25 protein-coding genes and 1 tRNA gene are annotated in these 26,355 nt (G+C 37.5%); 13 read left to right on the top strand and 13 right to left on the bottom strand.

The window, feature by feature from the left end; genetic code table 11:
• The first annotated feature begins 20 nt into the window (after positions 1 to 20).
• The 6 genes from ACJJVW_RS09695 (at position 21) to ACJJVW_RS09670 (ending at position 6,011) form a co-directional block, all read left to right on the top strand.
• Positions 21 to 326 (top strand): dATP/dGTP pyrophosphohydrolase domain-containing protein, encoded by a 306-nt coding sequence (locus ACJJVW_RS09695; protein WP_405251540.1) that lies wholly within the window; start codon positions 21 to 23, stop codon positions 324 to 326.
• Positions 327 to 428: 102 nt separating this feature from the next.
• Positions 429 to 1,115, top strand: a complete 687-nt coding sequence (locus ACJJVW_RS09690; RefSeq protein WP_405251537.1) for a GNAT family N-acetyltransferase — start codon at positions 429 to 431, stop codon at positions 1,113 to 1,115.
• Between the two features lie 8 nt (positions 1,116 to 1,123).
• The gene (locus tag ACJJVW_RS09685) at positions 1,124 to 1,666 is read left to right on the top strand and encodes a DinB family protein (RefSeq protein ID WP_405251535.1); all 543 of its coding nucleotides are present in this window, start codon (positions 1,124 to 1,126) and stop codon (positions 1,664 to 1,666) included.
• Between the two features lie 49 nt (positions 1,667 to 1,715).
• Positions 1,716 to 2,081, top strand: a complete 366-nt coding sequence (locus ACJJVW_RS09680; protein ID WP_405251533.1) for a DUF2200 domain-containing protein — start codon at positions 1,716 to 1,718, stop codon at positions 2,079 to 2,081.
• Positions 2,082 to 2,403: 322 nt separating this feature from the next.
• The gene (locus ACJJVW_RS09675) at positions 2,404 to 4,827 is read left to right on the top strand and encodes a TonB-dependent siderophore receptor (RefSeq protein ID WP_405251531.1); all 2,424 of its coding nucleotides are present in this window, start codon (positions 2,404 to 2,406) and stop codon (positions 4,825 to 4,827) included.
• A gap of 59 nt (positions 4,828 to 4,886) precedes the next feature.
• Complete coding sequence (locus ACJJVW_RS09670; RefSeq protein ID WP_405251529.1) at positions 4,887 to 6,011, top strand: PepSY-associated TM helix domain-containing protein; 1,125 nt, start codon at positions 4,887 to 4,889, stop codon at positions 6,009 to 6,011.
• Between the two features lie 13 nt (positions 6,012 to 6,024).
• On the opposite strand, the gene ACJJVW_RS09665 is transcribed toward ACJJVW_RS09670, so the two are convergent.
• Positions 6,025 to 6,960, bottom strand: coding sequence for a lipid A deacylase LpxR family protein (locus tag ACJJVW_RS09665; protein WP_405251527.1), 936 nt, complete (start codon positions 6,958 to 6,960; stop codon positions 6,025 to 6,027).
• Positions 6,961 to 7,118: 158 nt separating this feature from the next.
• Between ACJJVW_RS09665 and ACJJVW_RS09660 the strand changes: the two genes are divergently transcribed.
• A complete protein-coding gene (locus tag ACJJVW_RS09660; RefSeq protein WP_405251524.1) occupies positions 7,119 to 7,592 on the top strand; it encodes a DUF1572 domain-containing protein in 474 nt (157 codons plus the stop codon).
• Positions 7,593 to 7,651: 59 nt separating this feature from the next.
• Here the strand turns inward: ACJJVW_RS09660 and accC are convergent, their stop codons facing one another.
• The 6 genes from accC to pdxA all read right to left on the bottom strand — a co-directional run bounded on the left by accC (position 7,652) and on the right by pdxA (position 12,726).
• Entirely contained in the window at positions 7,652 to 9,004 is a 1,353-nt protein-coding gene (accC, locus tag ACJJVW_RS09655) for an acetyl-CoA carboxylase biotin carboxylase subunit (RefSeq protein ID WP_298330020.1), read from the bottom strand.
• 106 nt (positions 9,005 to 9,110) lie between these two features.
• Positions 9,111 to 9,599, bottom strand: a complete 489-nt coding sequence (accB, locus tag ACJJVW_RS09650) for an acetyl-CoA carboxylase biotin carboxyl carrier protein (RefSeq protein WP_298330023.1) — start codon at positions 9,597 to 9,599, stop codon at positions 9,111 to 9,113.
• 27 nt (positions 9,600 to 9,626) lie between these two features.
• A complete protein-coding gene (locus tag ACJJVW_RS09645; protein ID WP_013750155.1) occupies positions 9,627 to 10,625 on the bottom strand; it encodes a beta-ketoacyl-ACP synthase III in 999 nt (332 codons plus the stop codon).
• 163 nt (positions 10,626 to 10,788) lie between these two features.
• Positions 10,789 to 10,986 carry a 50S ribosomal protein L32 gene (gene rpmF, locus ACJJVW_RS09640; protein ID WP_013750156.1) on the bottom strand — a complete coding sequence of 66 codons (198 nt, stop codon included), beginning with the start codon at positions 10,984 to 10,986 and terminating at the stop codon, positions 10,789 to 10,791.
• Positions 10,987 to 10,995: 9 nt separating this feature from the next.
• A complete protein-coding gene (locus tag ACJJVW_RS09635; RefSeq protein ID WP_298330036.1) occupies positions 10,996 to 11,535 on the bottom strand; it encodes a DUF177 domain-containing protein in 540 nt (179 codons plus the stop codon).
• Between the two features lie 108 nt (positions 11,536 to 11,643).
• Complete coding sequence (gene pdxA / locus ACJJVW_RS09630) at positions 11,644 to 12,726, bottom strand: 4-hydroxythreonine-4-phosphate dehydrogenase PdxA (RefSeq protein ID WP_405251522.1); 1,083 nt, start codon at positions 12,724 to 12,726, stop codon at positions 11,644 to 11,646.
• A gap of 59 nt (positions 12,727 to 12,785) precedes the next feature.
• Here pdxA and ACJJVW_RS09625 point away from each other — a divergent pair, with 59 nt between their 5' ends.
• On the top strand, positions 12,786 to 13,373 hold the full coding sequence (locus ACJJVW_RS09625) for a riboflavin synthase (RefSeq protein WP_405251520.1): 588 nt from the start codon (positions 12,786 to 12,788) through the stop codon (positions 13,371 to 13,373).
• Here the strand turns inward: ACJJVW_RS09625 and ACJJVW_RS09620 are convergent.
• The 3 genes from ACJJVW_RS09620 to mce all read right to left on the bottom strand — a co-directional run bounded on the left by ACJJVW_RS09620 (position 13,357) and on the right by mce (position 14,386).
• On the bottom strand, positions 13,357 to 13,584 hold the full coding sequence (locus ACJJVW_RS09620; protein WP_298330044.1) for a hypothetical protein: 228 nt from the start codon (positions 13,582 to 13,584) through the stop codon (positions 13,357 to 13,359). The two genes, ACJJVW_RS09625 and ACJJVW_RS09620, sit on opposite strands and share 17 nt — an antisense overlap.
• Positions 13,585 to 13,825: 241 nt before the next feature.
• Positions 13,826 to 13,899 (bottom strand) — tRNA-Ile (locus ACJJVW_RS09615).
• Positions 13,900 to 13,975: 76 nt separating this feature from the next.
• Complete coding sequence (gene mce, locus ACJJVW_RS09610) at positions 13,976 to 14,386, bottom strand: methylmalonyl-CoA epimerase (protein WP_405251517.1); 411 nt, start codon at positions 14,384 to 14,386, stop codon at positions 13,976 to 13,978.
• A 160-nt stretch (positions 14,387 to 14,546) separates the two neighbouring features.
• Here mce and rbfA point away from each other — a divergent pair, with 160 nt between their 5' ends.
• Both rbfA and ACJJVW_RS09600 read left to right on the top strand, forming a co-directional pair.
• Positions 14,547 to 14,939 carry a 30S ribosome-binding factor RbfA gene (gene rbfA / locus ACJJVW_RS09605; RefSeq protein WP_013750162.1) on the top strand — a complete coding sequence of 131 codons (393 nt, stop codon included), beginning with the start codon at positions 14,547 to 14,549 and terminating at the stop codon, positions 14,937 to 14,939.
• Positions 14,940 to 16,145, top strand: a complete 1,206-nt coding sequence (locus tag ACJJVW_RS09600) for an ABC transporter permease (RefSeq protein ID WP_405251515.1) — start codon at positions 14,940 to 14,942, stop codon at positions 16,143 to 16,145.
• Here ACJJVW_RS09600 and dusB read toward each other — a convergent pair.
• Complete coding sequence (gene dusB / locus ACJJVW_RS09595; RefSeq protein WP_339849647.1) at positions 16,142 to 17,134, bottom strand: tRNA dihydrouridine synthase DusB; 993 nt, start codon at positions 17,132 to 17,134, stop codon at positions 16,142 to 16,144. The genes ACJJVW_RS09600 and dusB overlap by 4 nt on opposite strands.
• A gap of 228 nt (positions 17,135 to 17,362) precedes the next feature.
• On the bottom strand, positions 17,363 to 19,774 hold the full coding sequence (locus ACJJVW_RS09590; protein WP_405251513.1) for an outer membrane beta-barrel protein: 2,412 nt from the start codon (positions 19,772 to 19,774) through the stop codon (positions 17,363 to 17,365).
• A 135-nt stretch (positions 19,775 to 19,909) separates the two neighbouring features.
• Between ACJJVW_RS09590 and lepA the strand changes: the two genes are divergently transcribed.
• Positions 19,910 to 21,706 (top strand): translation elongation factor 4, encoded by a 1,797-nt coding sequence (gene lepA / locus ACJJVW_RS09585; protein WP_405227113.1) that lies wholly within the window; start codon positions 19,910 to 19,912, stop codon positions 21,704 to 21,706.
• A 54-nt stretch (positions 21,707 to 21,760) separates the two neighbouring features.
• On the opposite strand, the gene ACJJVW_RS09580 is transcribed toward lepA, so the two are convergent.
• Entirely contained in the window at positions 21,761 to 22,477 is a 717-nt protein-coding gene (locus ACJJVW_RS09580) for a copper homeostasis protein CutC (RefSeq protein WP_405251511.1), read from the bottom strand.
• Positions 22,478 to 22,578: 101 nt separating this feature from the next.
• Here ACJJVW_RS09580 and ACJJVW_RS09575 point away from each other — a divergent pair, with 101 nt between their 5' ends.
• Entirely contained in the window at positions 22,579 to 25,521 is a 2,943-nt protein-coding gene (locus ACJJVW_RS09575) for a GH92 family glycosyl hydrolase (protein ID WP_405251509.1), read from the top strand.
• A 10-nt stretch (positions 25,522 to 25,531) separates the two neighbouring features.
• Positions 25,532 to 26,332, top strand: a complete 801-nt coding sequence (locus ACJJVW_RS09570) for a sulfurtransferase (protein ID WP_405251508.1) — start codon at positions 25,532 to 25,534, stop codon at positions 26,330 to 26,332.
• The last annotated feature ends 23 nt before the right edge of the window (positions 26,333 to 26,355 follow it).

Below are 26,355 nucleotides of genomic sequence, written 5' to 3'. Positions count from 1 at the left end.
TCGCTTAATTCAACCGAATCATGGATATCATCGCATTAGAAAAGAAAAGACTAGAATGGTCTCTTAGAACATTTACAGAAGCAACCCCAATGGGATCGCTTCAAAAAGCTAAGGAAGAGATAAAAGAAATAGAAGACGATATTACCAATGACATTAAAAACCCAGTCGAATATGCAGATGCTATCATGTGCATTTTTGACGTAGCAGCTAGAATGGGGATAAGTGCAGAAGATGTCATGATTGCCTATGAAGAGAAGCTTGCCGTCAATATGAAGCGAACTTGGAAGAAGAATTCAAATAATAGCTATTCACATATAAAGTCATAATTTTAAGCTTTCTTAAAGGTATACTTTTGGCTAAAAAATCAACTTTATAAACGACTACAAAACTGTAAAAATTTTAATAAAACTCAATCTTCCTTCAGCTCAATGACAACCCTACCTCAACAATTAGAAAACCCTGTCTGGTATTCTTTACGTGAAACACATAAAAAGTTTGCAGTTACTTTTGATGGCGTTCTGTTTTATAACCCCGCGGTATGCACGTTTGGGGCTTTCTTTGATGAGGCGAAGACTGCAAGCGCTTCTAGGGAATATATAAAGACCAGAAAAGATTTCTTCTTCGTCACAGAAAACCAAACTCCACAAATAGATGACACAAAAATTGTTCTAAACAGAAAAATTGATGGCTGTCAGATGGTGTTTAAAGAGTTAAGTGACGTTGTAATCAAGGAAGATATCATATTATTGGACGAGTCTTATATTGATGAGATTTATGAGCTCGTATGGTTAGTAATGCCTGGTTTCTATCAAAAGCGCAGTTTTGAAATGGGCAATTTCTATGGAATTATTAAAAACGGTAAACTAGTTGCCATCTCGGGACAACGCATGCAAACCAATCTCTTTGTAGAAATAAGCTCCGTAGTCACCCATCCAGATTACACCAAGCAAAAACTAGCTAGTCAGCTCATTGCTCACAACGCTCAAGAGATTTTAAAAGAAAATAAAACACCCATTTTACATACCAACAAAGGAAACCTTGCGATTCCATTGTATAAAAGATTAGGATTTGAGGTTACTAGGGATATGAATTGGTGGTTATATTGTAAAAAATAGTAAGTACTATGAGACACCTTTTTATCTTATCGATCATTTTATGTTTTAGTATCAGCGACACCTTGCTACATGCTCAAGAAACTAATTTCATAAACGATTATATACAGCGTTTAGAAAACTCCCAAGAATATCTCAATCTCGTTGCAGAAGCAATGCCTAGTGAGAACTACAGCTACAGAGTGACGCCTGAATCTAGCAGTTTTGAAGAAAACTTAATGCACATCGCATGGGCGATGGATTGGCATAGTGAATCACTTTTAATTGGGCGTCCAGCAAGGAACTGGGAGACAGATAGCGAACTTAAAGTTGCTTCCAAAACTAAGGAGGAAATGATTGCTGCTGTAAACAAGACTTTTGAACACACCGTCAAATTAATCCAAGAGCTTGATACAACCCATTTAAATGACACAGTAGCTTACGGCAATCTGCAACGCACAAAGCGCCAAGTGTTACTTATCCTCACCGATCACATTACGCACCACAGGGCACAAATGCTAGTTGCATTGCGCCTTAATGGCTTAGTACCGCCACGGTATATGTTGTATCAGTAATGTAAATTTTCAAATCTTTTTTAATATTTTTTCAAATCTCCGGCAAATTATGAAAACTACACCTGCACATAATAACCGTATAGCAATCATGACGTTTTCATCTGTATATCCTCACTATGTTGCTAAAGTGGAGAAAAAAGGCAGGTCCAAAGAAGAGTTGCATATGGTAATTATGTGGTTGACGGGATATAGTAAATCCGAGCTTGACGAGCATATAAACACAACAACAACATTTACTACATTTTTTAAAAATGCATCACTTCATCCTAATGCTCAGCTTATCAAAGGAGTTATTTGCGGTTATCGTGTCGAAGAGATAGAGAACGATCTTACCCGACAAGTTAGATACCTTGACAAACTAGTTGATGAGCTGGCCAAAGGTCGTTCTATGGAAAAAATCTTGCGCACACTATAACATTTTCGCTTTAAGCTTGTGACAAAATAATTCATGAGGGAATATTTCTTGATCACCGTCTACTCTTAATAGTGGCGGGCAATTTTGTAACGCAAATTCCTGATGCCCTTATCTTGATATTTAGAGGATAATTATCACCTACTTTGCACATTTTTGGATTTAAATCATTGCAAATAAACTTTTAAAATTACTCGATAAAGCATCGATTGCAAATCGACGCTAAAAATACTATTTAGAATTATTATAAATAATTTGGTCATTTAAAAAGACATGGATATGTTTGCATCAAATTTACTATTTATATTAAGTCTAAATAAAAACAATGAAACAATTTTTACCAATCTTAAGTCTCATATTGCTTACTAATGTGTCTATTGCACAACAAGGCTCCATCACCGCTACTGTAGTAGATGCAAATAAATCTCATCTATACGGTGTTAATGCTACTCTCAAAACATCTAAGCAAGGAGCACAAACAGGAAATGATGGAACTTTTATTATTCAAAATGTGAGTGATGGAACTCATGTTCTTACAATCTCATATCTAGGTTTTAAAACAAAGGAATTTACAGTTACGGTGGCTAATGACCTACCAACTAACTTAGACACGATCACGCTGTATGAAGGAAATGAAATCCTATCTGAAGTAATTCTAGAGGGTGAACGACGCAATAAATTTTCAAGAAAGAAAACTGCTTACGTTTCCAAACTACCTCTAAAGGACATTGAAAACACGCAAGTTTATAGTACTATCACAAATGAATTATTAAAATCTCAAGTAATTACAAACTTTGACGATGCCCTTAAAAATGCAACAGGTATCGAACAATTATGGACTTCTACAGGTCGTGGTGGTGACGGTGCAGGTTATTTTTCCTTACGAGGTTTTTCTGTGCAACCACAGTTAGTTAATGGATTACCGGGTCTTACAAATGGAACTATAAACCCTGCAAACATAGAGCGCATAGAAGTCTTAAAAGGTCCCTCTGCTACACTTTTTGGCAATGCAGTAAGCTCTTATGGAGGTCTTATAAACGTAGTTACTAAAAAACCATATGCAGGGACTGGTGGAGAATTATCTTTTACTTCTGGAAGCTACGGACTCAATCAGATTGTAGGTGATTTTAATACTCCTCTAAGTAAGGATGACAATCTATACTTTAGACTAAATACAGCATATACTACTGAACAAAGCTTTCAAGATGCAGGTTTTAGAAAATCATTTTTTGTTGCTCCTTCTCTATCATATAAGATAAATAACAAACTGTCATTTTCATTCTATGGAGAAATCACCCAAGCAGAACAAACAAACCCAACATTTCTATTCTTAAATAGAGGCGCTCCTACCGAGGCATCTAATCTTGATGAATTAGAATACAATAACAAATTATCATTTACGAGTAATGAGCTTACTCTAGAAAACCCAACACAAAACTATAGGGTTGAGATGGACTATAAGTTATCTGAGTCATGGCAATCCCAAACACTTTTATCAAAAAGTGCCACATCTACAAAAGGCTATTACTCATACCTATTTGATTTTGGCATTCTTGGTAATGACACATTCTCTCGATTTATCAATAAACAAAATGCAAACACCCAAACTACAGATATACAACAGAATTTTGTGGGTGATTTTAAAGTAGCATCTCTTAGAAACAGAGTGGTAATAGGTGTTGATTACTTCAATGCAACCGAAACTAACAATAGCTCAGGTTATGCTTTTTATGGTAATGTAACTCCAGATGGCGGAATTAATAATGACAATCCATTTACGGCAGATGTTGAAGACACTCCGTTTCCATTATCTACATCTGCCATAGATGCAGCTATTGCAACTCAAGGTGTAAGTAACATCAAATCAAAATATCACATCTACAGTCTATACGCATCTGATGTACTTCACCTAACGGAATCGCTATCTGCGATGGTGGGATTACGATTAGACCATTTTGATAATGAAGGTGATCTGGCAAATGCAGATGATGATTACAATCAAACTACGCTCTCGCCTAAGTTCGGCCTATTGTATCAACCTATAAAAGATGTTCTTTCCGTATTTGGGAACTACCAGAATGGTTTTACAAACGTAGCTCCACAACTCGTAGGAAATCCAGAAGATGGCCCGCAAACTCTGCAAATTTTTGACCCAGAACAAGCTAATCAAGTTGAGTTTGGTTTAAAAACAAACCTTTTTAATAATAAGCTTAACGCTACCCTAAGCTACTATGACATTACGGTAAAAGACCGCGTGATTACTGATCCGTCCTCGCCATTCAATAAAATTCAAGGTGGAGAAGTTACAAGTAGTGGTTTTGAAATTGAAATAAATGCAAATCCGCTAAAAGGATTAAATATAAGAGCCGGATACAGTAATAATGATAGTGAAACCACAGCTTCTGATAACGCCGAAATTCTCAACCGTAGACCACTAGAAGCTGGACCCGAAACACTTTATAACTTCTGGACAAATTATGAATTTCATGAAGGAAGTTTTGATGGCTTTGGTATAGGCCTAGGATTTAATGGAGCTAGTGAGCGACTTGCAATAAACTATGCATCAACGGGAACGTTTACACTTCCAAGTTATGTCATTGCAAATGCCTCAATTTTCTACCAGGCAGATAAATATAGGATAGGTCTAAAGGTTAATAATGCTTTTAATAAAGAATATTATAAAGGCTGGACAACCATCAACCCACAAACGCCAAGAGCAGTAATGGCAAACATTTCATATAATTTTTAATTAGCCCACTAAAGAGGATATGACCATCTGGTCATGTCCTCTTTTTTAAATTTCTGATAATGACTAACAAAAAAATCATATTTCAAATTCATAAAATACTTGGTCTAGCTACAGGCTTAGTTGTTTTTATAGTTGCTATTACAGGGTGTTGCTGGGCTTTTAGAGAAGAGATTGAGCACCTTTATGATGATTATAAAACGGTCACACCTCAAGATTTGCCTATTCTTACTCCCACCGAGGCAAAGATGCTTGCACAAGAAGTATTTCCAGAAAACACAGTGCACGGAACCGTATTTAAAAAAGCTGGTAACGCTGTAGAAGTAATATTTTATGATGCCGAACCAGAATTTTATCAAAGTGTATTTCTCAACCCCTATTCTGGCAACGTCATTCAAGTAGACAACCACCTTACAGGTTTCTTTGCCTTTATACTTAAAGGGCATATGCGCCTATGGCTACCTAAAGATATAGGAGAGCAAGTAGTTGGGGTATCCATACTACTATTTATTGCCATCGTTATTTCGGGCTTTATCTTATGGATTCCTAAAAAGCGTAAAAATATAAAACAACGCGTACGTTTCGACTGGAAAAAAACAACGAGATGGAAGCGCAAAAACTTTGATTTACACACAGTCGTAGGTTTTTACATTTGCTCCTTAGCATTAATTTTAGCTTTTACAGGATCAATGATGTCGTACAATTGGCTTAAATATGTAGTCTATAAATCAACAGGTGGTGATAAGGAGGTTCAGTTTATAATTCCAGATAACGTAAATAGTAGTCAAGACTCTGTAGGACTATTACCTATAGACAAACTCATTGCAAAATTACTTAAGGAAAATCCAGAAGCAGAAGCTTTTGAACTACATTACCCTCAAGCCTCACATGAAAGTATTTATGTGGAAGTATCTAACAGTAAGGGTCTCTATTATGATGCAGATTTTAGATTTTTTGATCAACATACTCTTGAAGAGTTAACTACTCCAAGTATTTATGGAACGTATAAAAATGCTAGTGTTGCAGATAAAATTCAGAGAATGAATTATGACATACATATAGGTGCCATAGGCGGTATCGCAGGTAAAATAATAGCATTTTTAATAAGTTCACTTACAGCCACTTTACCTATAACTGGAATATTACTATGGTATGGAAGAACTTATAAAAAGAGACCTAACTCATAGTTTAATCAAAATATTACAACGTAAACCCAATCCTAATACCTCCCCATTTATAAGAGCTACCAGTTGCAAATTCCTTTGTGATTACGGAGCGAGTGTATTCAAAATAGAGCGTTTTTGTTTTAAGAATAAGACCATAATCAAACTGTCCCGTTACTCTTTGTACATCTCCAGACTCAATGGTGTATGGACTATCCCGATTAATCAATCCTCCTTGTAATGTAGCGTCATAACCAATGACACTCACCATAGGAGCGGCACAGACATATAGTTTGAAACCGCTACGCTCTGATAGTGATGAAAATGAATTATTAATAATTCCCACAGTACTATTTACTCCTAGTGATCCATTAGTAAAAAGGGTTCCTACCTTTATATTTGCACTCGCTTGAAGCGAAAATAGATCTTCATATCGCAAAAGTTGCTTTTCATATCCTACTTCGTAGTTAAGTACGAGATCATTTTTAATTTGGTTTTTCCACCCCAGCGGGATTTTATTTCCCGTAGCCTCATGAATGCCTCGCTGCATTTCTTCTCCAAACGCTCCCGGGCCTATAATTCCAATACTTAAACCACTACTAAATATACTTTTTGCAGAAACATCTACCGCAATCATGGAGCTCTTGAGCATTATTGCTGCAGCAAATGGCCTGTCGCCCACTTGTATTTCTGGGAGCTCATAATGATTAGGTGTAAACCCTATATGCTCGATGGATAATCCATAGCGACGCTCGGTGTTTTCAGGTATATAAAACAGCTTATTAACGGGGTTTTTAGCTAAGAATGGTGCTACCAATTCAAAACTATAACCTTGGGTATAATTTTCATCTGTTGCAGCAAAGTAGTCGTTGTCGTAGCTAAATCTAAAATAGTGATTTGTGTTTATTGCTCTATAAGAAGTGGTATTATCAATTTTTTGGCTCCAAGAATACTGACTTGAAAGCGATAACATAAGTAGTAGATAACACAAATTCTTCATACTAAGTATACGAGAAACTTGTATTCAAGGTTTTCAAAATAAGAGCCAAATTTTATATCATAAAAGATATGATCACCATGCACGCTTTCGCGAAAGCGTAATAAATAATATCTTGTCATAAAACTACATAGATGACTACTTCACAATTACTAGGCGTTCACCTACAGCAACTCATTATAGGGCCTAATCTGACGGGATCACATCTATCGCAACACATAGATGATGTTTCTGTAGATGAAGCCATCACGAGTCTCTATGGACTCAATAGTATAGCGCAGCTAGTATTTCATATTCACTATTACATAAATGCTGTGGGAAATGTACTAGAAGGCAAACCACTTCTTGCTAAGGATTCTTTAAGTTTTAATGCTCCCTTGATCAATACGGAAGCAGCATGGCAATTACAAAAAGAACGACTCTATGCGGCGACACATCGCTGTGCACAACTAGCAAAAGGTTTTCCTCAAGAGAAATTAAAAGAAGAATTTGTGTTGAAAAAATATGGCAGTTATGAGCATAACTTAGTAGGCCTACTAGAACACTCACATTATCATTTTGGCCAAATGGTGATTATAAAGAAAATATTGCGAGCCCAATTAAAGTAATCTACCGCTACCATCTAAATCAAAAAAATCTCGATATTGCTATCGAGATTTTTTAAAAATTATTCTTGTTCTTCTGGCTTCATAACAAAGTCTTCCATAAACTTCGTTGTATAATTACCAGCGATATAATCTGGGTGATCCATTAACTGTCTGTGAAAAGGAATTGTTGTTTTAATACCTTCTATTACAAACTCATCAAGAGCACGCTTCATTTTATTAATTGCCTCTTCTCTAGTTTGCGCAGTAGTAATCAACTTTGCAATCATAGAATCATAATTAGGAGGAATCATATAACCACTATAAACGTGAGTATCTATACGTACTCCGTGACCTCCTGGTGCATGTAAATTAGTAATGCGCCCTGGTGATGGTCTAAAACCGTTATAAGGATCTTCTGCGTTTATACGACACTCGATAGAGTGTAACTGTGGGTAATAATTCTTTCCTGATACTGGTACTCCAGCAGCAACAAGTATTTGCTCACGTATTAAATCGTAATCTACTACTTGCTCTGTAATAGGGTGCTCTACTTGGATACGAGTATTCATCTCCATAAAGTAGAAATTGCGATGCTTATCTACAAGAAACTCTACCGTACCTGCTCCTTCATACTTAATATATTCGGCAGCTTTTACAGCAGCTTCTCCCATACGCTCACGAAGGTCATCTGTCATAAATGGTGACGGAGTCTCCTCAGTAAGTTTTTGGTGACGTCTTTGTACAGAGCAATCTCTTTCAGAAAGGTGACACGCTTTACCGTTACTGTCTCCTACAATCTGAATCTCGATATGGCGTGGCTCTTCAATAAGCTTTTCCATATACATCCCGTCATTACCAAATGCTGCAGCACTTTCTTGACGAGCACCTTCCCAAGCTTTAAGAAGATCTTCTTTCTTCCATACAGCACGCATACCTTTACCACCACCACCGGCAGTAGCTTTAAGCATTACAGGGTAACCAGTTTCATCTGCTAGTTTCTGGCACTCTTCAAAGTCTTTTATAATTCCGTCAGATCCAGGCACACATGGTACACCAGCTGCTTTCATTGTTTTCTTTGCAGTTGCCTTATCTCCCATTTTAGAAATCATCTCTGCAGATGCCCCTATAAATTTGATATCGTGCTCCTCACATATTTTTGAAAACTTTGCGTTTTCAGATAAGAAACCATATCCTGGGTGAATGGCATCTGCATTTGTAATCTCTGCAGCAGCAATAACATTAGACATTTTAAGATAAGACTCTGCACTAGGCGCAGGTCCTATACATACGGCCTCATCTGCAAACTTCACGTGTAAACTCTCACGATCTGCAGTAGAGTATACCGCTACGGTTTTGATTCCCATCTCCTTACACGTGCGTATAACACGGAGTGCGATCTCACCACGATTTGCTATAAGTATCTTTTTAAACATAGTGTTTATTTTTTATTGTGGTACGTAAAAATGAGCAGTAAGATTACGCTTTCGCGAAAGCATACTACCACAATACCTCCTCAATGATTAAAATACCCGTAGGGGATTATGACGGATCTACCAAGAATAATGGTTGATCAAACTCTACAGGAGAAGAATCATCTACAAGAATCTTTACGATTGTTCCAGATACTTCACTTTCGATCTCGTTAAAAAGCTTCATCGCTTCAATAACACAAAGTACATCTCCTTCTGAGATTTGTTTTCCTACTTCAACAAACATAGGCTTGTCTGGTGCAGGCTTTCTATAAAAAGTTCCAATAATAGGAGACTTTATAGTGATATATTTTGAATTTTCATCCTCTGCTGGAGCAGCTGGTGCTACAGGAGCCGCTGCTTCTTGAGCAGGTGCTGCTGCTACTGGCGCTTGTGGTGCCATTTGCATTGCAGGCATTTGCTGTAAGAAAGTAGTAGGTGCCTTATCATCTTCGCCAGTCTTGATAGTGATTTTTACGTCATCCATTTCAAGTTTTACTTCGCTCGCGCCAGACTTTGCAACAAATCTGATCAGGTTTTGAATTTCTTTTAAATCCATAAGTGTTTGAATTTAGCTTGTTTAGTTTTAGTTGGAGTCATATGCCCACTTGAAGTAAATAGAACCCCAAGTGAATCCACCACCAAAGGCAGCAAATATAATATTATCTCCTTTTTTTAGTTGGTTTTCGTAATCACTCATCAGCAAAGGTAAGGTAGCTGACGTGGTATTTCCATACCTATGTATATTAATAAGTACTTTATCATCATCAAGACCCATTCGTCTTGAAGTAGCATCTATAATACGCTTGTTTGCTTGATGTGCGATAAGGAAGTCTACGTCGTCACCCGTAAGGTTATTACGCTTCATTATTTTATCACTTACATCTGCCATATTAGACACTGCAAATTTAAAAACAGTCTTCCCATCTTGAAAAACCGTGTGCTGTTTATTATCTATAGTTTCTTGTGAAGGAGGTAATATACTTCCTCCGGCATCAATCTTAAGATACTCTCTACCTATTCCATCAGATCTTAATAGCTCGTCTTGTAACCCCAATCCTTCTTGATTAGGTTCAAACAAAACAGCACCAGCACCATCACCAAAGATGATACAGGTTGTTCTATCTGTATAGTCTATAATAGAGGACATTTTATCTGCCCCGATAAGAAGTATTTTTTTATAACGACCAGACTCAATATAGCTCGCTGCTGTAGACATTCCATAAAGGAAGCTAGAACATGCAGCCGAAAGATCAAATGCAAATGCATTTACGGCTCCTATTTGAGTTGCAGTATATACTGCTGTGGATGCAACTGGCATATCTGGTGTCGCAGTCGCAACTATGACCATATCAATTTCTGAGGGGTCAAGTTGTCTTTTTGCAAGAAGGTCTTGGGCTGCCTTTATGGCTAGAAACGAAGTTCCCTTTCCCTTTTCCTTGAGGATTCTACGTTCTTTAATACCAGTGCGAGAGGTTATCCACTCATCATTAGTATCTACCATGCCTGCCAGTATTTCATTGGTCAAGACATAGTCTGGAACGTAAGCGCCTACAGCTGTAATTGCCGCTGAGATTTTACTCATTTGTTTCAGTTAGATTTTTTCGAATATTGACGATTATAGTCAAAAACGAGGGGAAAAATACTAAAAATTGATCAAAACCAGCCTTTAATTAACTTTTTTTGATCAATTGTGAGCATAAAAAAAACTCTCACAACGTGAGAGTTCTATTTTATAAAAGCAAAGCTTACGCCTCTACTTCTTCCGTCTTATCAATAACTACTTGACCTCTATAGTACAACTTCCCTTCAAACCAGTGTGCTCTGTGGTAAAGGTGTGCCTCTCCAGTTGTTGGATCTACAGCTATTTGTGGTATAGCAGCTTTGTAATGCGTTCTTCTTTTATCTCTTCTTGTTTTGGAGATTTTTCTCTTAGGATGTGCCATTACGTACTCTTATTTATCTGTTAATAGTTTTTTTAAAGAATCCCATCTAGGATCTGTATCTTCTTTTTCTTCTTTTACTTTTTGATCTGGAATACTTAATTCTTCCAGCTTATCTAATATATCTGACTGCAATGTCCCGTCCTCAATACCAGGGTGAACCCTCTTATTAGGCAGTGCCAATATAATGAGTTCATAAATATACTGAGCGACATTTACTTCATACTCACCGTAAGGCAAGATTAAAATATCTTCAATATCATTATTAAACTCTTGACCAAACTTCACTACAAGAGTGTAGACATCTTCTACAGGTTGATCATAAGGCTCATTAGTAACATCACAATTCACATTGATAGTACCTGAGATTTTAAAATCAAACTCCATAAAAGTAGACTTCTTTGTTAAGAGAAGTGTAGCCTCAATGTTTGAGTCATTAAAGTCATCATATTCAAAAAGATCAAAGAACGATTTTGTAATCGTGTAATCAAATGTATGCTCTCCTTCTTTTAAACCTACGTATTGTATGGTGTATGGTTTCAATCCTTTCATCACATCAGCCGTTTGGAGCGTGCAAAGATACATAATTTTTTATATCACAAAGCACAAGCTCAATTTTATTTTAATTCTCTACAAATACTAAAATTGCTCTTTAGTATCTTATCTTTTTGCTGGCGGCCTGCCTGATCGCTCTCTACCAGCACGTCTAGGAGAAACCTTAAGTACATCCTTTGTAATCTCCTGATATTCTTTTCTTTTATTATAAATTTTTACCGCAGAAAATACAGCCTCCCTAAAAGAACCTTCATCTGCAGTGCCTTTTCCTGCAATCTCATAAGCTGTGCCGTGATCTGGAGAAGTGCGAACCTTATCTAATCCCGCAGTATAATTTACCCCTTTACCAAAAGACAATGTCTTAAAAGGAATCAATCCTTGGTCGTGATAAGCAGCTAGGATAGCATCAAAATTTTTATAATTTCCTGACCCAAAAAAGCTATCTGCAGCATAAGGCCCATAAACTAACTGACCATTTGCACGCATTTTTTCAAGCGTAGGTATCAATACCTTATCATCATCATCTCCTATAACTCCGTTGTCTCCCACATGTGGATTAATACCCAGTAAGGCAATTTTAGGCCTATCTACACCAAAATCTTGCTTCAAGGCATTATATAATGTATTTACCTTCTTAACAATCACCTCTGGCGTTATCTCACTAGCCACATCTTTTACAGGAACATGATCCGTTAGTAAACCTACTTTAAGCGTATCTGTAATCATAAGCATCATCGCATCACCCTCTAGCTCTTGTGCTAGATAATCTGTATGACCCGGGAATGCAAAATCTTCTTTCTGGATATTAGCCTTATTTATAGGAGCGGTTACAAGCACATCAATATCTCCATCTTTCAGCGCCTTGGTAGCTTCCACAAAAGACTTCAAAGCATAATCGCCTGCTGTTTCAGTCGCCTCACCCCATTTAATTTCTACAGGCTCCTTCCATAAATTATAGACGTTTATCTTGTTATCTAACGCTTTCGCGAAAGCGTCTATCCCATGAAACTCTGCTTGTAAACTCAAAGACTTCTTGATATAAGAAAGTGTCTTTGCCGAAGCAAAAATTATAGGCGTACAAAAATCAAACATCATCACTTCTGAAAATGTCTTTATCACAACCTCTGCCCCTATTCCATTTAAATCTCCAATAGAAATCCCTACACGTACTTTTTGATCTTTATTCATGTGATGCTTCTAGCGTTTTGTATTTTTACAACACAAAAGTAACCAAATAAAATCCATTCATGTTTACAGGTATTATCGAAGATCTTGCTACCATAGTTTCTATTGAAAAAGACCAAGAAAATATACACTATACCGTAAGAAGCGCTATCACTAGCCAACTTAAAATTGACCAAAGTGTTGCTCACAATGGTGTTTGCCTCACAGTAGTTGCCATAAAGGATGACACTTATAGAGTTACTGCCATACAAGAAACACTTGACAAAACAAATCTTAACAGCCTCGCTACTAGCGACACTGTAAATCTAGAGCGCGCTATGCAACTAGGTGCACGTCTTGACGGGCATATTGTACAGGGCCATGTAGATCAAGTAGGAACTTGCACTAACATTGAAGAAGAGGATGGAAGCTGGAGATTTACATTTAAATATGACACCTCACTTGGAAATGTAACTATTGAAAAGGGTTCTATCACTGTAAATGGAACAAGCTTAACAGTTGTAGACTCTACAGAAGGAGGTTTTAGCGTAGCTATTATTCCTTACACCTATGAGAACACCGTATTTAAAGACTTTAAAGTAGGAACGGAGGTAAACTTAGAGTTTGACGTGATAGGAAAATACGTAAAGCGACTTACGCAGGGCTACTAGACTTAGCTTTGTTATTCTTGTAAGCATAAAAAGCTCCTGCTAGAATACCAAAAATCACTAATACAATAATATTATCGTCTATAGGCATAACAAGACCTGGCAGCGAACTAGTTCGCGTATCAGGTGGTGGCGGTCCATCTTGCGCATAAGCGCATAATCCCATAAATGACAGGAAGATAGTTGCAATGAAAGTTCTGAGATTGGGGCTCATAATAATTCAAAAGTAATACTCTTTGGCTGTAAATTGATTTTATCAGCTTCAAAAGTTTAGGTTGGGTGTATTTGTGTATTTCGACATCAATAATACGCATTTAAACGGAATTACAAGCAAATTACTTGTAATTTTAATTTAATATAAGGACATACCGAAATACCAATTAGATAGGTTATCTAATTAATATATTACAGTAAAACGATAAAGATTGTGAATTTAGTATTCTTACTAAAAAAAGTGGTCCCACTTGGGCTCGAACCAAGGACCCTCTGATTATGAGTCAGATGCTCTAACCAGCTGAGCTATGGGACCGTTGTTTTCTATGTTTCTCAGATGAGGTTGAAAACGGCTGCAAATTTAAAACAAATCTTGAGCTAACCAAAGGTTTTTATTGCAAATTATTTATTTCTTGACATAATTCTACTAGAACACCTCCAGCAGTCTTAGGATGCACAAAGGCAACCAGCTTATTATCAGCTCCTTTCTTTGGTTTTTCATTTAATAAAATAAAGCCTCCTTTTTTTAATCGCTCCATTTCTTCTACGATATTATCTACTGCAAAGGCTATGTGATGGATACCTTCTCCTTTCTTTTCTAAAAATTTAGCAATAGGCCCATCCTCTGTTGTTGCTTCCAGAAGCTCTATCTTATTAGGCCCAGATTGAAAAAAAGATGTGCGCACTCCTTCTGAGGCTACTTCTTCTATTTTATAATGAGCTACACCCAGTAACTTCTCATATAAATCATTTCCCGCCTCGAGATCTTTAACTGCGATTCCTATATGCTCTATTTTTTTCATAGTTTATTTAATTTATGATGTGTTGTTTCATACTAATAGTATCGTGTAGGCAAGTTTAGCTTTCGCGAAAGCGTAATTACAACTATTATTACTACTAAAGTTTAATGATAACTTACTTACACAAAAGTAATACAATTCAAAAAACGTATTTTTGCAGTCTATGGAATCAAACAGACAGAAAAAAGTAGCAGGAGTTCTTCAGAAGGATCTTGCAGAAGTTCTTCAGAACGCACTACGTGACAGTGGTAAGGGAGGCATCATTGTGTCCGTTACTAAGGTAAAAGTTCCTACAGATCTTTCTATTGCCAAAGTATATCTAAGCGTTTTCCCAAACGACAAAGCAGCCGATATACTTAAAGAGGTTAATCAAGTAAAACCTATCATAAGACACAATATATCTCAACGCACACGCCACCAGCTGCGCCGTATGCCTGAGTTACAATTTTTTATAGACGACACGCTAGAGTATCTAGACGGTATTGAACGTTCTCTTAAACGCGAGGAAAATCCACTTGAAGATCCTAGCCTACTAGCGCGACGTAAAAAGATATAAATGCAATTTCCCTATTATATTGCAAAGAGATATCTTATTTCTAAAAGCGGCACGAATGCCGTAAATATCATCACACTAGTATCTGTGGTGAGCATTATACTAGGAACCTTAGTGCTGTTTATAGTACTTTCGGCTTTTTCTGGACTTAAGGAGTTTAATTTATCTATAACTTCTATTATAGATCCAGATCTAAAAATTGCTCCAGCTTCAGGAAAGACCATCACCCTATCTCCAGATCAAGAACAGCAGCTCAACTCCTTAAAAGGCGTAGCTTCTTATTCTAAAATTATTGAAGAACGTGCATATCTAGAGTATGACGGAAGGACTTCTCTTGCGTTCTTAAAAGGGGTAGATGAGCACTACCTAGATGTTACTCAAATGGACAGCACCATATTTGTAGGCTACTGGCCTAGCCCAGGAGAACCTGAGGTTGCTATGGGACTTCTCGTGCGCAAGCGCCTCTCAATAAACGTAGGAGACTATGGAAGCCTTGTGACTATCATGACGCCAAAACCAGGCACAGGGCAAATTACAGACCCAGCACAGGCCTTTAACTCCTCTAAAGCGATGGTAAGCGGCGTCTTTCAAGCAGGTGATGCACTAGATAACGATCACGTTTTTGGTAATATTGATTTTGTAGGTTCTCTCCTTGATTATCCCGTAAACCAAATAAGCACCATTGAGTTTAAACTAAAACCAGATGCAGATGAAGATAATCTGCGAGATGAGTTAAGTGTTATTTTTAATGATAATATTATTATTAAAAATAGAATAGAGCTTAACGATGCTCTTTATAAAATGCTTAATACAGAGAATCTGGCTTTATACTTTATATGTACGCTCGTGCTTATTATCGCTCTTTTTAGCTTCGTAGGAAGTCTAATTATGATTATTGTAGATAAACGCAAGCACATCAAGACACTAAGTGACTTAGGCGCTACACTACCTACTATAAGAAAAATAATATTTACTCAGGGCGCACTCATGATTGTGATAGGTGGAGCTATTGGTATTCTACTAGGAGCAATACTTATAGTCCTGCAGCAACAATTTGGCTTTATACCAATCACCGCAGAACTTCCTTATCCTGTAAAGTTTGAGGTAATTAATATTGTGCTCGTATACGCCACTATATTAATATTAGGTTTTCTAGCAGCCAGACTTGCAGCTACTAGAATAAATAGAAAACTTATAGAAGACTCTTAAACGAACTGGTAGTCACCAAATTCTTTTTCGATAAGATCAAGTGCGCTAAAAACATCTTCACTCTGATCTGATGTCACAAGCTTCATACGATATTCCTTAAAGTGAGGAATTCCTCTAAAGTAATTTGTATAGTGTCTTCGTGTTTCAAAAACACCCAGCACCTCACCTTTCCAGTCTATAGACATCTGTAAGTGACGCCTTGCGGCTTCTATACGTTCTTTCATAGTAGGAGGCGCCTTGTGCGTTCCCGTTTCCATGAAATGCTTTACTTCATTAAAAAACCAAGGATATCCTATACTTGCACGACCTATCATCGCGCCATCTAGTCCATACTTATCACGCATTTCTATAGCGCGTTCTGGGGTGTTCACATCACCATTACCAAACACAGGAATATGCATACGAGGATTATTCTTCACCTCTGCAATAGGACCCCAGTCTGCATCTCCTTTATACATTTGAGCACGCGTACGACCATGAATAGATATGGCAGCACAACCTACGTCTTGTAATCGCTCTGCAACCTCAACTATTTTTATACTATCGTGATCCCAGCCTAGACGCGTCTTTACTGTTACTGGTAGCTTGGTATGATTCACCATCGCTTTAGTAAGACTCACCATCAAATCAATATCCTTCAAAATTCCAGCTCCAGCTCCCTTAGAAACCACTTTTTTCACTGGACATCCAAAGTTGATATCTATAATATCTGGACCACTTGCTTCTACAATCTCTACACTGCGCAGCATAGACTCCTCTACAGCACCAAATATTTGAATCCCTACAGGGCGTTCTTTTTCATAAATATCAAGCTTCATGACACTTTTGGCAGCATCTCTTATCAAGCCCTCACTAGAGATAAACTCCGTATACACCACATCTGCCCCCTGCTCTTTACACAACGCCCTAAAAGGTGGATCACTCACATCCTCCATAGGCGCCAGTAATAGCGGAAAATCTCCTACATCTATATCTCCTATTTTTGCCATTATTCGGTATTAAAAAGTGTGGTAATAAATGTCACCACTGTTTTATTGTAAACGCATTATGTTTTTTAGTACGCTTTCGCGAAAGCGTAACAAGCGCAAAGGTACTTTCTTTTTCTAAGTGAATAAAACGAAGCGCTCAAGAAGTAATTGTAAAACGGATTTGTCTCTAAACAACAAAACCACTTCGTTGAAGTGGTTTTGTAATAGTATTATCGATGAATACTTGTCTTAATTGTTAATCCTATCTCGCTCTGCCTTATCTAAATCTCGATTATTATCTTTCAACTTATAGTTGCCAAAATTATATTTGAACCCCACTCTAAGGAACTGAGTCTCCAATTCAGGAAAATATTGATTATCGAGCCCTTCATACTTAGCGCTCACGTTAGCATTTGCTCTATTCAGAATATCACCTACCGATAAGCTCAAAGAAGCCCTCTTATTCCATAAAGATTTACGAAGGCCAAGGTCTAATTGAATAGTTTCATCTTGCGTGTATGAACCTACTATAAAACTAGACAAATACTCAAAGGTCACAAAACCCGTTAGGGTTTTTTGCTTATCTAGCGTGAGATAGTTTCCTATGTAGGCATAAAATCCATTTACATCATTTTTAAAGCTAGTGTTTGTAGATCTGTTTATAAGGAATGAATCCTCCTCATGAAAAGCACTTAGATACACACTTGTATAAAGCCAGCTATTTACAGAGCGACCATGGCTAAAATCTAGCCCCCAAGATTTACTGCCCAAAGCATTCTGGCTGTCTGACCTTAACACTTGATTCTGGTTATCTTGCGTGGCTACCGTTACAATGTTCTCTCCATTATCTCTATAGTAAACATCAAAAAAGTATTCATCTTTCAATGAATAGTTCACATTGAATTGATGGCTAAAAGATGGTTGCAACCCAGAGTTCCCTATAATAAAGTTATTCTCATTTATAAAATATGCAAAAGGGTTAAGATCTTGATAACGTGGTCTTTCTAACCTGCGAGAATAATCTATCGCAAAGCTGTGATTTTCGAAAGGACTATACTGCACATAAGCACTAGGGAATAGTTCGAAATAATCTAACTCCGTCTTCGTATTTAAAACAATAGAATTCCCTACGCTATTTGTTTGCTCAGCTCTCAAACCACCTTTAATAGACCATTTTTCCCAATCTTTATTAAACGAAACATAAGCAGCGTATACATTTTCATCATACAAGAAGTTATCGCTTTGGGCCTGTTCAAGTCCAGTATTTTCTACATTGTTTAAATCAAAAAAATCAATTTTGGATTGAGAATCAATAATTGCAACTTTGGCACCTGATTCAAAAAGCACCTCGCCAAAACTTGTATTGTAATCTACCTGTCCAGTAAAAATCTCAATATCTTGAGTAGCATCTGTTGCAAATCTTATGTTACTGAGCACATCATCACTTTCATTTGTATAGACTGACCCTAGTCGCTGTAATTTATTGCGATTAAAGCTAGTAAAGTGTGCGCTTGTACTAAGTTCTCCTTTCTCTAGGGCATATGTATGCTTTAAATCAAAAGCTATATTATTACGATCGCTATCTATAGAACTCTGTGTTCTTATAAAAAATGGATCTTGCGAGGGAGACACAACATCTGTCGTTGCTCTTGTAAATTCAAAAACATCTGGAGAAAATAAACCTATTACAGACAAGCTAAGCTGCGACTTCTCCGTTAGCTCGTAATCGACTACAAGATTAGCATTATGTGCCTTAGACCACGTTTTGCGCTCAAAATCTTGATCCCAAATTGCACTAATACCTTGATCTAAATAATTAATTGAGTTATCACTCTGCTTTGTAGCTTTAAGCGGATTATAACTATAATTAAAAAACAAGCTCACCTTATCGTTTTTAAAGAAATGGCTGGTACCAAAAGTATGTTTTGGGTAAATCGCATAAGTACCTGTAGCACTTACATTTCCTTTGTAACCAGCTGCAACAGCCTTAGAAGTATTGATATTTAAAATAGCTCCTCCCTCTGCATCATATTTGGCTGGAGGATTTGTAATCACCTCTACAGACTTTATATTATTTCCATCTAGGCTTTCTAGTAGGCTTCTTATCTCTTCAACACTAAGTTGCACTTTTCTATCATTGAGATATACAGTGACTGGCTGGTTCCTTACATTGATCCCTCCTTGAGTTACCACCACAGCTGGCGTGCGCCTTAAAATATCAAGAGTACTTCCAGTAGAGAGAATACTATTTTCTACATTAAACACAAGTCTATCAGCCTTACGAACAACAGTAGGTGTCTTGGCAGTAATTGTGACTTCATCTAAGCTTTCTTGACTAGCTTGTAAAATAATTGGAGGAAGCGTTTTATTCCCCGAAAGGGAAAACACACTAGTTGTAGCATCTTCAAACCCTACAAAACTCACTTTAATATAATACTCATCAGCTCCTTTGAGTGAAGAAATTACAAAAGACCCATTGTCTTCTGTAATAGTACCTTGTACAATTTCCTTTTCTGCATCTAGCAACACTACGTTTGCAAATGGAATAGGTTGTGCATTAACTTCTTGCACTTTACCACTAATGTTAAAGTCTTGAGAATAAGCGGAAAACGCTGTTAACACTATGAATATGAGAATGAGGGAGTTCTTAATTTCTGTCATAAGTTGATAAAAATAGGTAGAAACCTAATAATGAGCGCAATGTATTTAACATTTTTTTATAATAATTATTCTAATCTTTAATACACTTACAATATGGTCTCATATCTCGTATATTTGCAATCTATTTGAGAGACTATGAAGAACATCCGAAATTTTTGCATAATTGCCCATATTGATCACGGTAAAAGTACACTTGCAGATCGTCTACTAGATGAGACTGCAACAGTTACAAAACGTGAGTCTCAAGCACAACTGCTAGACAGTATGGACCTAGAGCGTGAGCGTGGAATCACGATCAAATCTCATGCTATACAAATGGAATATGTATATGAGGGAGAAAATTATATTCTCAACCTCATAGATACTCCTGGACACGTGGATTTCTCTTATGAAGTATCTCGAAGTATCGCTGCTTGTGAAGGAGCTTTACTAGTTGTTGATGCTGCTCAAAGTATACAAGCACAAACAATTTCAAATCTTTACCTAGCATTAGAAAATGATCTTGAAATCATACCTGTTCTTAATAAAATAGATCTTCCAAGTGCAAATCCAGAGGAGGTAACAGATGATATTGTTGATCTCTTGGGATGTGATCCTTCTGAGATTATTCCTGCTTCTGCAAAAACTGGAATTGGCATTAAGGAGATTCTTGCTGCGGTAATAAATCGTATTCCTGCACCAAAAGGAAATCCAGACGAGCCACTTCAAGCACTTATTTTTGACAGTGTTTACAACCCCTTCCGTGGTGTGGAGACTTACTTCCGTGTTATTAATGGAAGTATCAAGAAAAACCAACAAATTAAGTTTGTTGCAACAGGAAACACATACGGCGCAGATGAGGTAGGTACATTAAAACTTACGCAAGCCCCAAAACAAGAAGTAAAAACTGGTGATGTAGGCTACCTAATCACTGGAATAAAAGATGCCCGCGAAGTGAAAGTGGGTGATACAATTACAGATGCTAAAAACCCAACACAAAATGCTGTTGCAGGTTTTGAAGATGTAAAACCAATGGTTTTTGCCGGTATCTACCCAGTAGACACGGAGGACTACGAAGAGCTTCGTAACTCTATGGAAAAACTACAACTTAATGATGCTTCTCTAGTTTTTGAACCAGAAAGCTCTGCAGCACTAGGTTTTGGTTTCCGTTGTGGATTCCTTGGAATGCTACACTTAGAAATCATACAAGAACGTCTTGAGCGTGAATTTGACATGACGGTTATCACTACGGTACCTAACGTGTCTTACCATGCCTTTACTCATAAAAACCCTGAGGAGATTATTTTAGTAAATAACCCTTCAGATCTTCCAGAACCTTCTTCATTAAACCGAGTAGAAGAGCCTTTTATTAAAGCAACAATTATTACAAAATCTGATTTTGTAGGACCTGTTATGTCTTTATGTATTGAAAAAAGAGGGCAGATTGTAAGTCAGACATACCTTACTACAGAAAGAGTAGAACTCAATTTTGATATGCCACTTGCAGAGATTGTTTTTGACTTTTACGATCGTCTTAAAACAGTATCAAAAGGATATGCTTCTTTTGATTATTCTCCTATAGGTTTACGCGCATCAAAACTTGTAAAAGTTGACGTGCTTCTTAACGGGCAAGCGGTAGATGCTCTGTCTGCATTATTACACCAAGACAATGCTTACGATATAGGTAAACGTATGTGTGAAAAACTAAGAGAGTTAATACCACGCCAGCAGTTTGATATTCCAATACAAGCAGCTATTGGAGCTAAAATTATCTCTCGTGAGACGGTAAAAGCACTTCGTAAGGATGTAACGGCTAAATGTTATGGTGGAGATATCTCTCGTAAGCGTAAGCTACTAGAAAAACAAAAGAAAGGTAAGAAGCGTATGCGCGCCGTGGGTAATGTAGAGATCCCACAAGAAGCGTTTATGGCGGTTCTAAAGTTGAATGATTAATCATCAACTACGATAATATCAAAGGGTGCAGTTTACAAACTGCACCCTTTTTTTTTATAGCCTATTTAAAAGTGCTTTTATTTTGGAAACATCAGAGGCTTGAAGTAAGTTATTTTCATGACCTGCTAGCGAGTGCATTTTTATAGGATGATTATATCCAAACGCATTACTACTCAAACTACCATGCACTTCGCTAAAACCTGCGTTCTTAAATTTCATAACATTATCAACAGAGATTCCTCCGCCAGGTAAAATACCTATACGATTTCTAGCCGCAGCTAGTAATTGCACCAAGGTTTCATAACCTTCATTCACATTAACATTCATTCCAGAAGTTAAAACCCTCTGAGCGCCCATATCTATGAGTAGCTCTAATGCTTCAAAAACATCTGGCGTCCAATCAAAAGCGCGATGAAAGGTAAAAGGCAGTTCGCCGCATTCGGTTATTAAGCGTTTAGTCCTCTCTGCGTCAATTGTAAAATCTGTGTTTAATATTCCAGAAACTATCCCTTGTGCACCTTGCGCTTTCGCGAAAGCGATATCTCGCAACATCACATCAAAATCGGCTTCCGAGTACATAAAATCTCCAGACCTTGGCCTTATCAATACAAACACAGGAATCTCAAGCTCTTGCATCACTTTCTCTATCAAACCATGACTAGGAGTAATCCCTCCTAGCGATAATTCTTGACAAAGTTCAATACGATGTGCTCCTGCATCTTGAGCAGCCAGCGCACTTTCAAACGAGTTTGCACAGATTTCTACTTTCATCCTTTAAAGATACTAAACCATATGTGCCCTTTCTTTTAATGCAAAAGTCAGTTTAAAGAATTACTGCTTTTCTGTATCTTAGACACAAACCTACCATATCAATGCGCTACCTACTCTCTCTTTTTCTTCTCCTACTTACAGTCACTAGTTGCGAGCATATTACGGAGGTTACTCCTGCTCAAAAAGCTCAAGACCTCATAAGCTATGTGAATCCATTTATTGGCACCGGTGGCCACGGTCATACCTACCCTGGGGCGACCATGCCTTTTGGTATGATGCAGCTTAGTCCAGACACACGATTAGATGGCTGGGACGGTTGTTCTGGGTATCATTATGATGATGATTTCATCTATGGTTTTAGTCACACACACCTAAGCGGCACTGGAGTTTCAGACTATGGAGACATCCTCTTGATGCCTTCTACTTCCATAATGTTTAATAATGGTGCAGATGGAAAACCTGGTTATCGGGATCATTTTACGCATGATAATGAAGTAGCACAACCAGGATATTATAGCGTACATCTAGACAACTCAAATATAGATGTAGCACTTACTGTTGCTGCTCGTAGTGGTGTGCATAAGTACGCTTTCGCGAAAGCGGACTCTTTAAAAAACTTTGTGATTTTAGATCTTGAGCATCGTGATGAGGTACTAAGTACTAAAATAGACACACTCTCTAGCACAGAACTCTCTGGACACAGACATTCCAAGGCTTGGGCTAGCAATCAAAAGTTGTTTTATTATATCAAAACATCTCATACTTTCAAATATCTAAAACAACCAAAAGGGACGAAGAATGGCGCGACATCACATAAAGCTGCGTTGCAGTTTGACAATCCCAAGAATGAAGAAATCATCATTAAAATAGGAATATCTGCCGTAGATGAAGCTGGGGCGCGAAAGAACCTAGAAACCGAAATAGGAAACAAAACCTTTGACCAAGTAAAGCAAGAAGCACAAAGTACTTGGGAAAGTCAGCTAGAAAAAATTGTTGTAGAAAGTGAAAACTCAGATTACAAAACTAATTTTTATACTTCGCTATATCATACCATGCTAGCCCCTAACCTTTATCAAGATGTGGATGGCCGCTACCGAGGGATGGATCTAGAAATTCATCAAACAGACGCATTTGATTACTACACTGTTTTCTCACTGTGGGACACGTATCGCGCAGCCCACCCTTTATACACGATCATAGAAGAAGAACGTACCAACGATTTTATAAACACCTTTCTTGCCAAATATGAGGAAGGTGGCATTATGCCTATTTGGGATCTAGCTGGCAATTATACAGGCTGTATGATAGGTTATCATGCAGTACCCGTAATTGCAGACGCTTATATGAAAGGAATACGTGATTATGATGTAGACAAAGCTTTTGAAGCGATGCTTCATAGTGCCTCACAAGACAAACTTGGCCTTGCATCTTACAAGAAATACGGCTTTATCCCTGCAAATAACGAAGCAGAGTCTGTATCAAAGACCTTAGAATATGCTTATGACGACTGGACCATCGCTCAGGTGGCTCAAGAAATGGGCAATGATGAAATCTATCAAGAATTTACAAAGCGCGCGCAGTCTTACAAAAATGTATATGATCCTTCTTCTGGTTTTATGCGAGGTCGCATGCGCAACACATGGTTCTCTCCTTTTGATCCCTTTGAAGTAAATTTCAACTATACCGAAGCAAATGCCTGGCAATATAGTCTCTATGCGCCTCAAGACATAAGTGGGCTTATTCATCTCACCGGAGGAAACAAGGCTTTTGAAAGAAAACTAGACACACTATTTACGGTCGAGACTGCAACTTCTGGTCGTCACCAGCAAGATATCACAGGATTAATAGGACAATATGCTCATGGCAACGAGCCAAGTCATCACATGGCATATTTATACAACTACATCCAGAAACCATGGAAAACACAAGAGCGTGTACACGAAATCCTCACTACATTATACACCAATTCTCCAGATGGAATTTCTGGCAATGAAGATTGTGGGCAAATGAGCGCGTGGTACGTACTAAGCTCTTTAGGCTTCTACCCTGTAACCCCTGGAAGTAATGAGTATGTTATTGGCACGCCATTATTTGATAAGGCTACCATACATTTAGAAAATGGCAATAGTTTTACCATTGTTGCACAAAATCTTTCTGAAGAAAATATACACATAGAAAGTGCGTATATGGACGACAAGGCTTACCCATACTCATACTTGAAACATGAAGATATTATGGATGGCGGTGAACTCATATTTAATATGGCAGCTACTCATTCCCGATGGGCAAAACATCCCGCGCATAGTCCTAAAACAAGTATTGAGGATAATAAATTTACAGTAGCGCCTTTTATAGCAAAAGGAGAAGCCAACTTTAAAAAAGACACAGAAATCACACTCGCCACCACAGATAAAAATGTGGATGTTTTTTATGCATTAGAAGAAGATGGTAATAACTTCAAAAAATACAGACTACCCATTAAGATTAAAGATCACAACACCTTACGCACCTATGCGATGGGTCGTCATGGACAAAGTGCTACCATAGAAACTCCGTTGTTTAAACTAAATGAAAACTATTCTCTTAAACTTGATGCAACTTATGCAAATGCATATAATGCCGGTGGAGATAATGCATTGATAGATGGAGTAAGAGGAGTAAAAGAATTCCGTTCAGGAACATGGCAGGGTTATGATGCTCAGGATGCAGTAGCTACGCTAGACCTAGGTAAAGCACAAACCATCACTAGTATTGAAACTGCTTTTTTACAAGATCAACGCAGTTGGATTTTCTACCCAACAGAAGTAACATTCCTAACATCTATGGACGGTGAAAATTTTGAAATCTATCACCAAGAGCAAATTGATACTGCTTCTCGCGATGAGGACATTGCTATTAAAAGTATTAAAGGGAAACAACAAGATACACAAGCGCGCTATATAAAGCTTATTGCAAAGACACTAGGAGATCTTCCAGAGTGGCATTTAGGTTTTCCTTATCAAGGAAAAAGCTGGGTATTTGTAGATGAGATTGTAGTTCAGTAACAGAATAATTATGGTAGATCAATTAGTTTCAGCACAGTGGCTTGAGAAACATCTTAGTGATGACAATATTGTATTACTAGATGCAAGCGCTCATTTTAATACTGCTTCAAACATCCGTGGAGCGCAACACTTTGATATTAAAAACACTTTTAGCGATACAAAAAGTGCTTTTCCTAACACATTTCCTCAGCCTGCACATTTTGAAAAAGAATGCCAAACCTTAAGCATAGATAGTGACAGTCATGTTATCATATATGATGACAAAGGGATTTTTACCAGTCCGCGCGTGTGGTGGATGTTTAAAACAATGGGGCATCACAATGTATCTATTTTAGACGGTGGCCTTCCAGAATGGATAGCAAATAATTTTCCGGTTACAACAATTGTTGAAGTAAAAAGATCTCCAGGCAATTTTAAAGCTCACCTTGATGAGTCTGCTATTAAGAGCTACGCACAAGTAGTTCAAAATATCACCACCTCAAACTGCCAACTCATTGATGCTCGGTCAAGTGGTAGGTTTAATGGCACTGATCCAGAACCTAGGACACATATACAAAGCGGCCACATTAAAAACTCCTTAAACTTACCGTATACAGAAGTTTTAGATAATGGAAAGTTTAAGTCTAAGGAAGAATTAAAACTCACTTTCGACAATCTTAATCTTGCAGACACGCCTATTATTTTTAGCTGCGGTTCTGGAATTACAGCCTGCATCATTTTATTTGCTTTGGCCTTAATTTCAGATAGAGAGCGCAGTGTTTATGATGGCTCATGGACAGAATGGGCAGAAAAGCAAGAACTATTTGTTTAATATCACTGTAGTACATATTGCAT

It is taken from the genome of Dokdonia sp. Asnod3-C12, assembly GCF_045063975.1.
In the GTDB taxonomy this organism is placed as follows: domain Bacteria; phylum Bacteroidota; class Bacteroidia; order Flavobacteriales; family Flavobacteriaceae; genus Dokdonia.
This window is presented reverse-complemented; position numbering and strand designations above follow the sequence as displayed.

What these genes read in the sequence shown, in the direction of transcription:
- ACJJVW_RS09695 (WP_405251540.1), top strand. Translation starts at nt 21, where the DNA reads ATGGATATCATCGCATTAGAAAAGAAAAGACTAGAATGGTCTCTTAGA.
- ACJJVW_RS09690 (WP_405251537.1), top strand. Translation starts at nt 429, where the DNA reads ATGACAACCCTACCTCAACAATTAGAAAACCCTGTCTGGTATTCTTTA.
- ACJJVW_RS09685 (WP_405251535.1), top strand. Translation starts at nt 1,124, where the DNA reads ATGAGACACCTTTTTATCTTATCGATCATTTTATGTTTTAGTATCAGC.
- ACJJVW_RS09680 (WP_405251533.1), top strand. Translation starts at nt 1,716, where the DNA reads ATGAAAACTACACCTGCACATAATAACCGTATAGCAATCATGACGTTT.
- ACJJVW_RS09675 (WP_405251531.1), top strand. Translation starts at nt 2,404, where the DNA reads ATGAAACAATTTTTACCAATCTTAAGTCTCATATTGCTTACTAATGTG.
- ACJJVW_RS09670 (WP_405251529.1), top strand. Translation starts at nt 4,887, where the DNA reads ATGACTAACAAAAAAATCATATTTCAAATTCATAAAATACTTGGTCTA.
- ACJJVW_RS09665 (WP_405251527.1), bottom strand. Translation starts at nt 6,960, where the DNA reads ATGTTATCGCTTTCAAGTCAGTATTCTTGGAGCCAAAAAATTGATAAT.
- ACJJVW_RS09660 (WP_405251524.1), top strand. Translation starts at nt 7,119, where the DNA reads ATGACTACTTCACAATTACTAGGCGTTCACCTACAGCAACTCATTATA.
- accC (WP_298330020.1), bottom strand. Translation starts at nt 9,004, where the DNA reads ATGTTTAAAAAGATACTTATAGCAAATCGTGGTGAGATCGCACTCCGT.
- accB (WP_298330023.1), bottom strand. Translation starts at nt 9,599, where the DNA reads ATGGATTTAAAAGAAATTCAAAACCTGATCAGATTTGTTGCAAAGTCT.
- ACJJVW_RS09645 (WP_013750155.1), bottom strand. Translation starts at nt 10,625, where the DNA reads ATGAGTAAAATCTCAGCGGCAATTACAGCTGTAGGCGCTTACGTTCCA.
- rpmF (WP_013750156.1), bottom strand. Translation starts at nt 10,986, where the DNA reads ATGGCACATCCTAAGAGAAAAATCTCCAAAACAAGAAGAGATAAAAGA.
- ACJJVW_RS09635 (WP_298330036.1), bottom strand. Translation starts at nt 11,535, where the DNA reads ATGAAAGGATTGAAACCATACACCATACAATACGTAGGTTTAAAAGAA.
- pdxA (WP_405251522.1), bottom strand. Translation starts at nt 12,726, where the DNA reads ATGAATAAAGATCAAAAAGTACGTGTAGGGATTTCTATTGGAGATTTA.
- ACJJVW_RS09625 (WP_405251520.1), top strand. Translation starts at nt 12,786, where the DNA reads ATGTTTACAGGTATTATCGAAGATCTTGCTACCATAGTTTCTATTGAA.
- ACJJVW_RS09620 (WP_298330044.1), bottom strand. Translation starts at nt 13,584, where the DNA reads ATGAGCCCCAATCTCAGAACTTTCATTGCAACTATCTTCCTGTCATTT.
- mce (WP_405251517.1), bottom strand. Translation starts at nt 14,386, where the DNA reads ATGAAAAAAATAGAGCATATAGGAATCGCAGTTAAAGATCTCGAGGCG.
- rbfA (WP_013750162.1), top strand. Translation starts at nt 14,547, where the DNA reads ATGGAATCAAACAGACAGAAAAAAGTAGCAGGAGTTCTTCAGAAGGAT.
- ACJJVW_RS09600 (WP_405251515.1), top strand. Translation starts at nt 14,940, where the DNA reads ATGCAATTTCCCTATTATATTGCAAAGAGATATCTTATTTCTAAAAGC.
- dusB (WP_339849647.1), bottom strand. Translation starts at nt 17,134, where the DNA reads ATGGCAAAAATAGGAGATATAGATGTAGGAGATTTTCCGCTATTACTG.
- ACJJVW_RS09590 (WP_405251513.1), bottom strand. Translation starts at nt 19,774, where the DNA reads ATGACAGAAATTAAGAACTCCCTCATTCTCATATTCATAGTGTTAACA.
- lepA (WP_405227113.1), top strand. Translation starts at nt 19,910, where the DNA reads ATGAAGAACATCCGAAATTTTTGCATAATTGCCCATATTGATCACGGT.
- ACJJVW_RS09580 (WP_405251511.1), bottom strand. Translation starts at nt 22,477, where the DNA reads ATGAAAGTAGAAATCTGTGCAAACTCGTTTGAAAGTGCGCTGGCTGCT.
- ACJJVW_RS09575 (WP_405251509.1), top strand. Translation starts at nt 22,579, where the DNA reads ATGCGCTACCTACTCTCTCTTTTTCTTCTCCTACTTACAGTCACTAGT.
- ACJJVW_RS09570 (WP_405251508.1), top strand. Translation starts at nt 25,532, where the DNA reads ATGGTAGATCAATTAGTTTCAGCACAGTGGCTTGAGAAACATCTTAGT.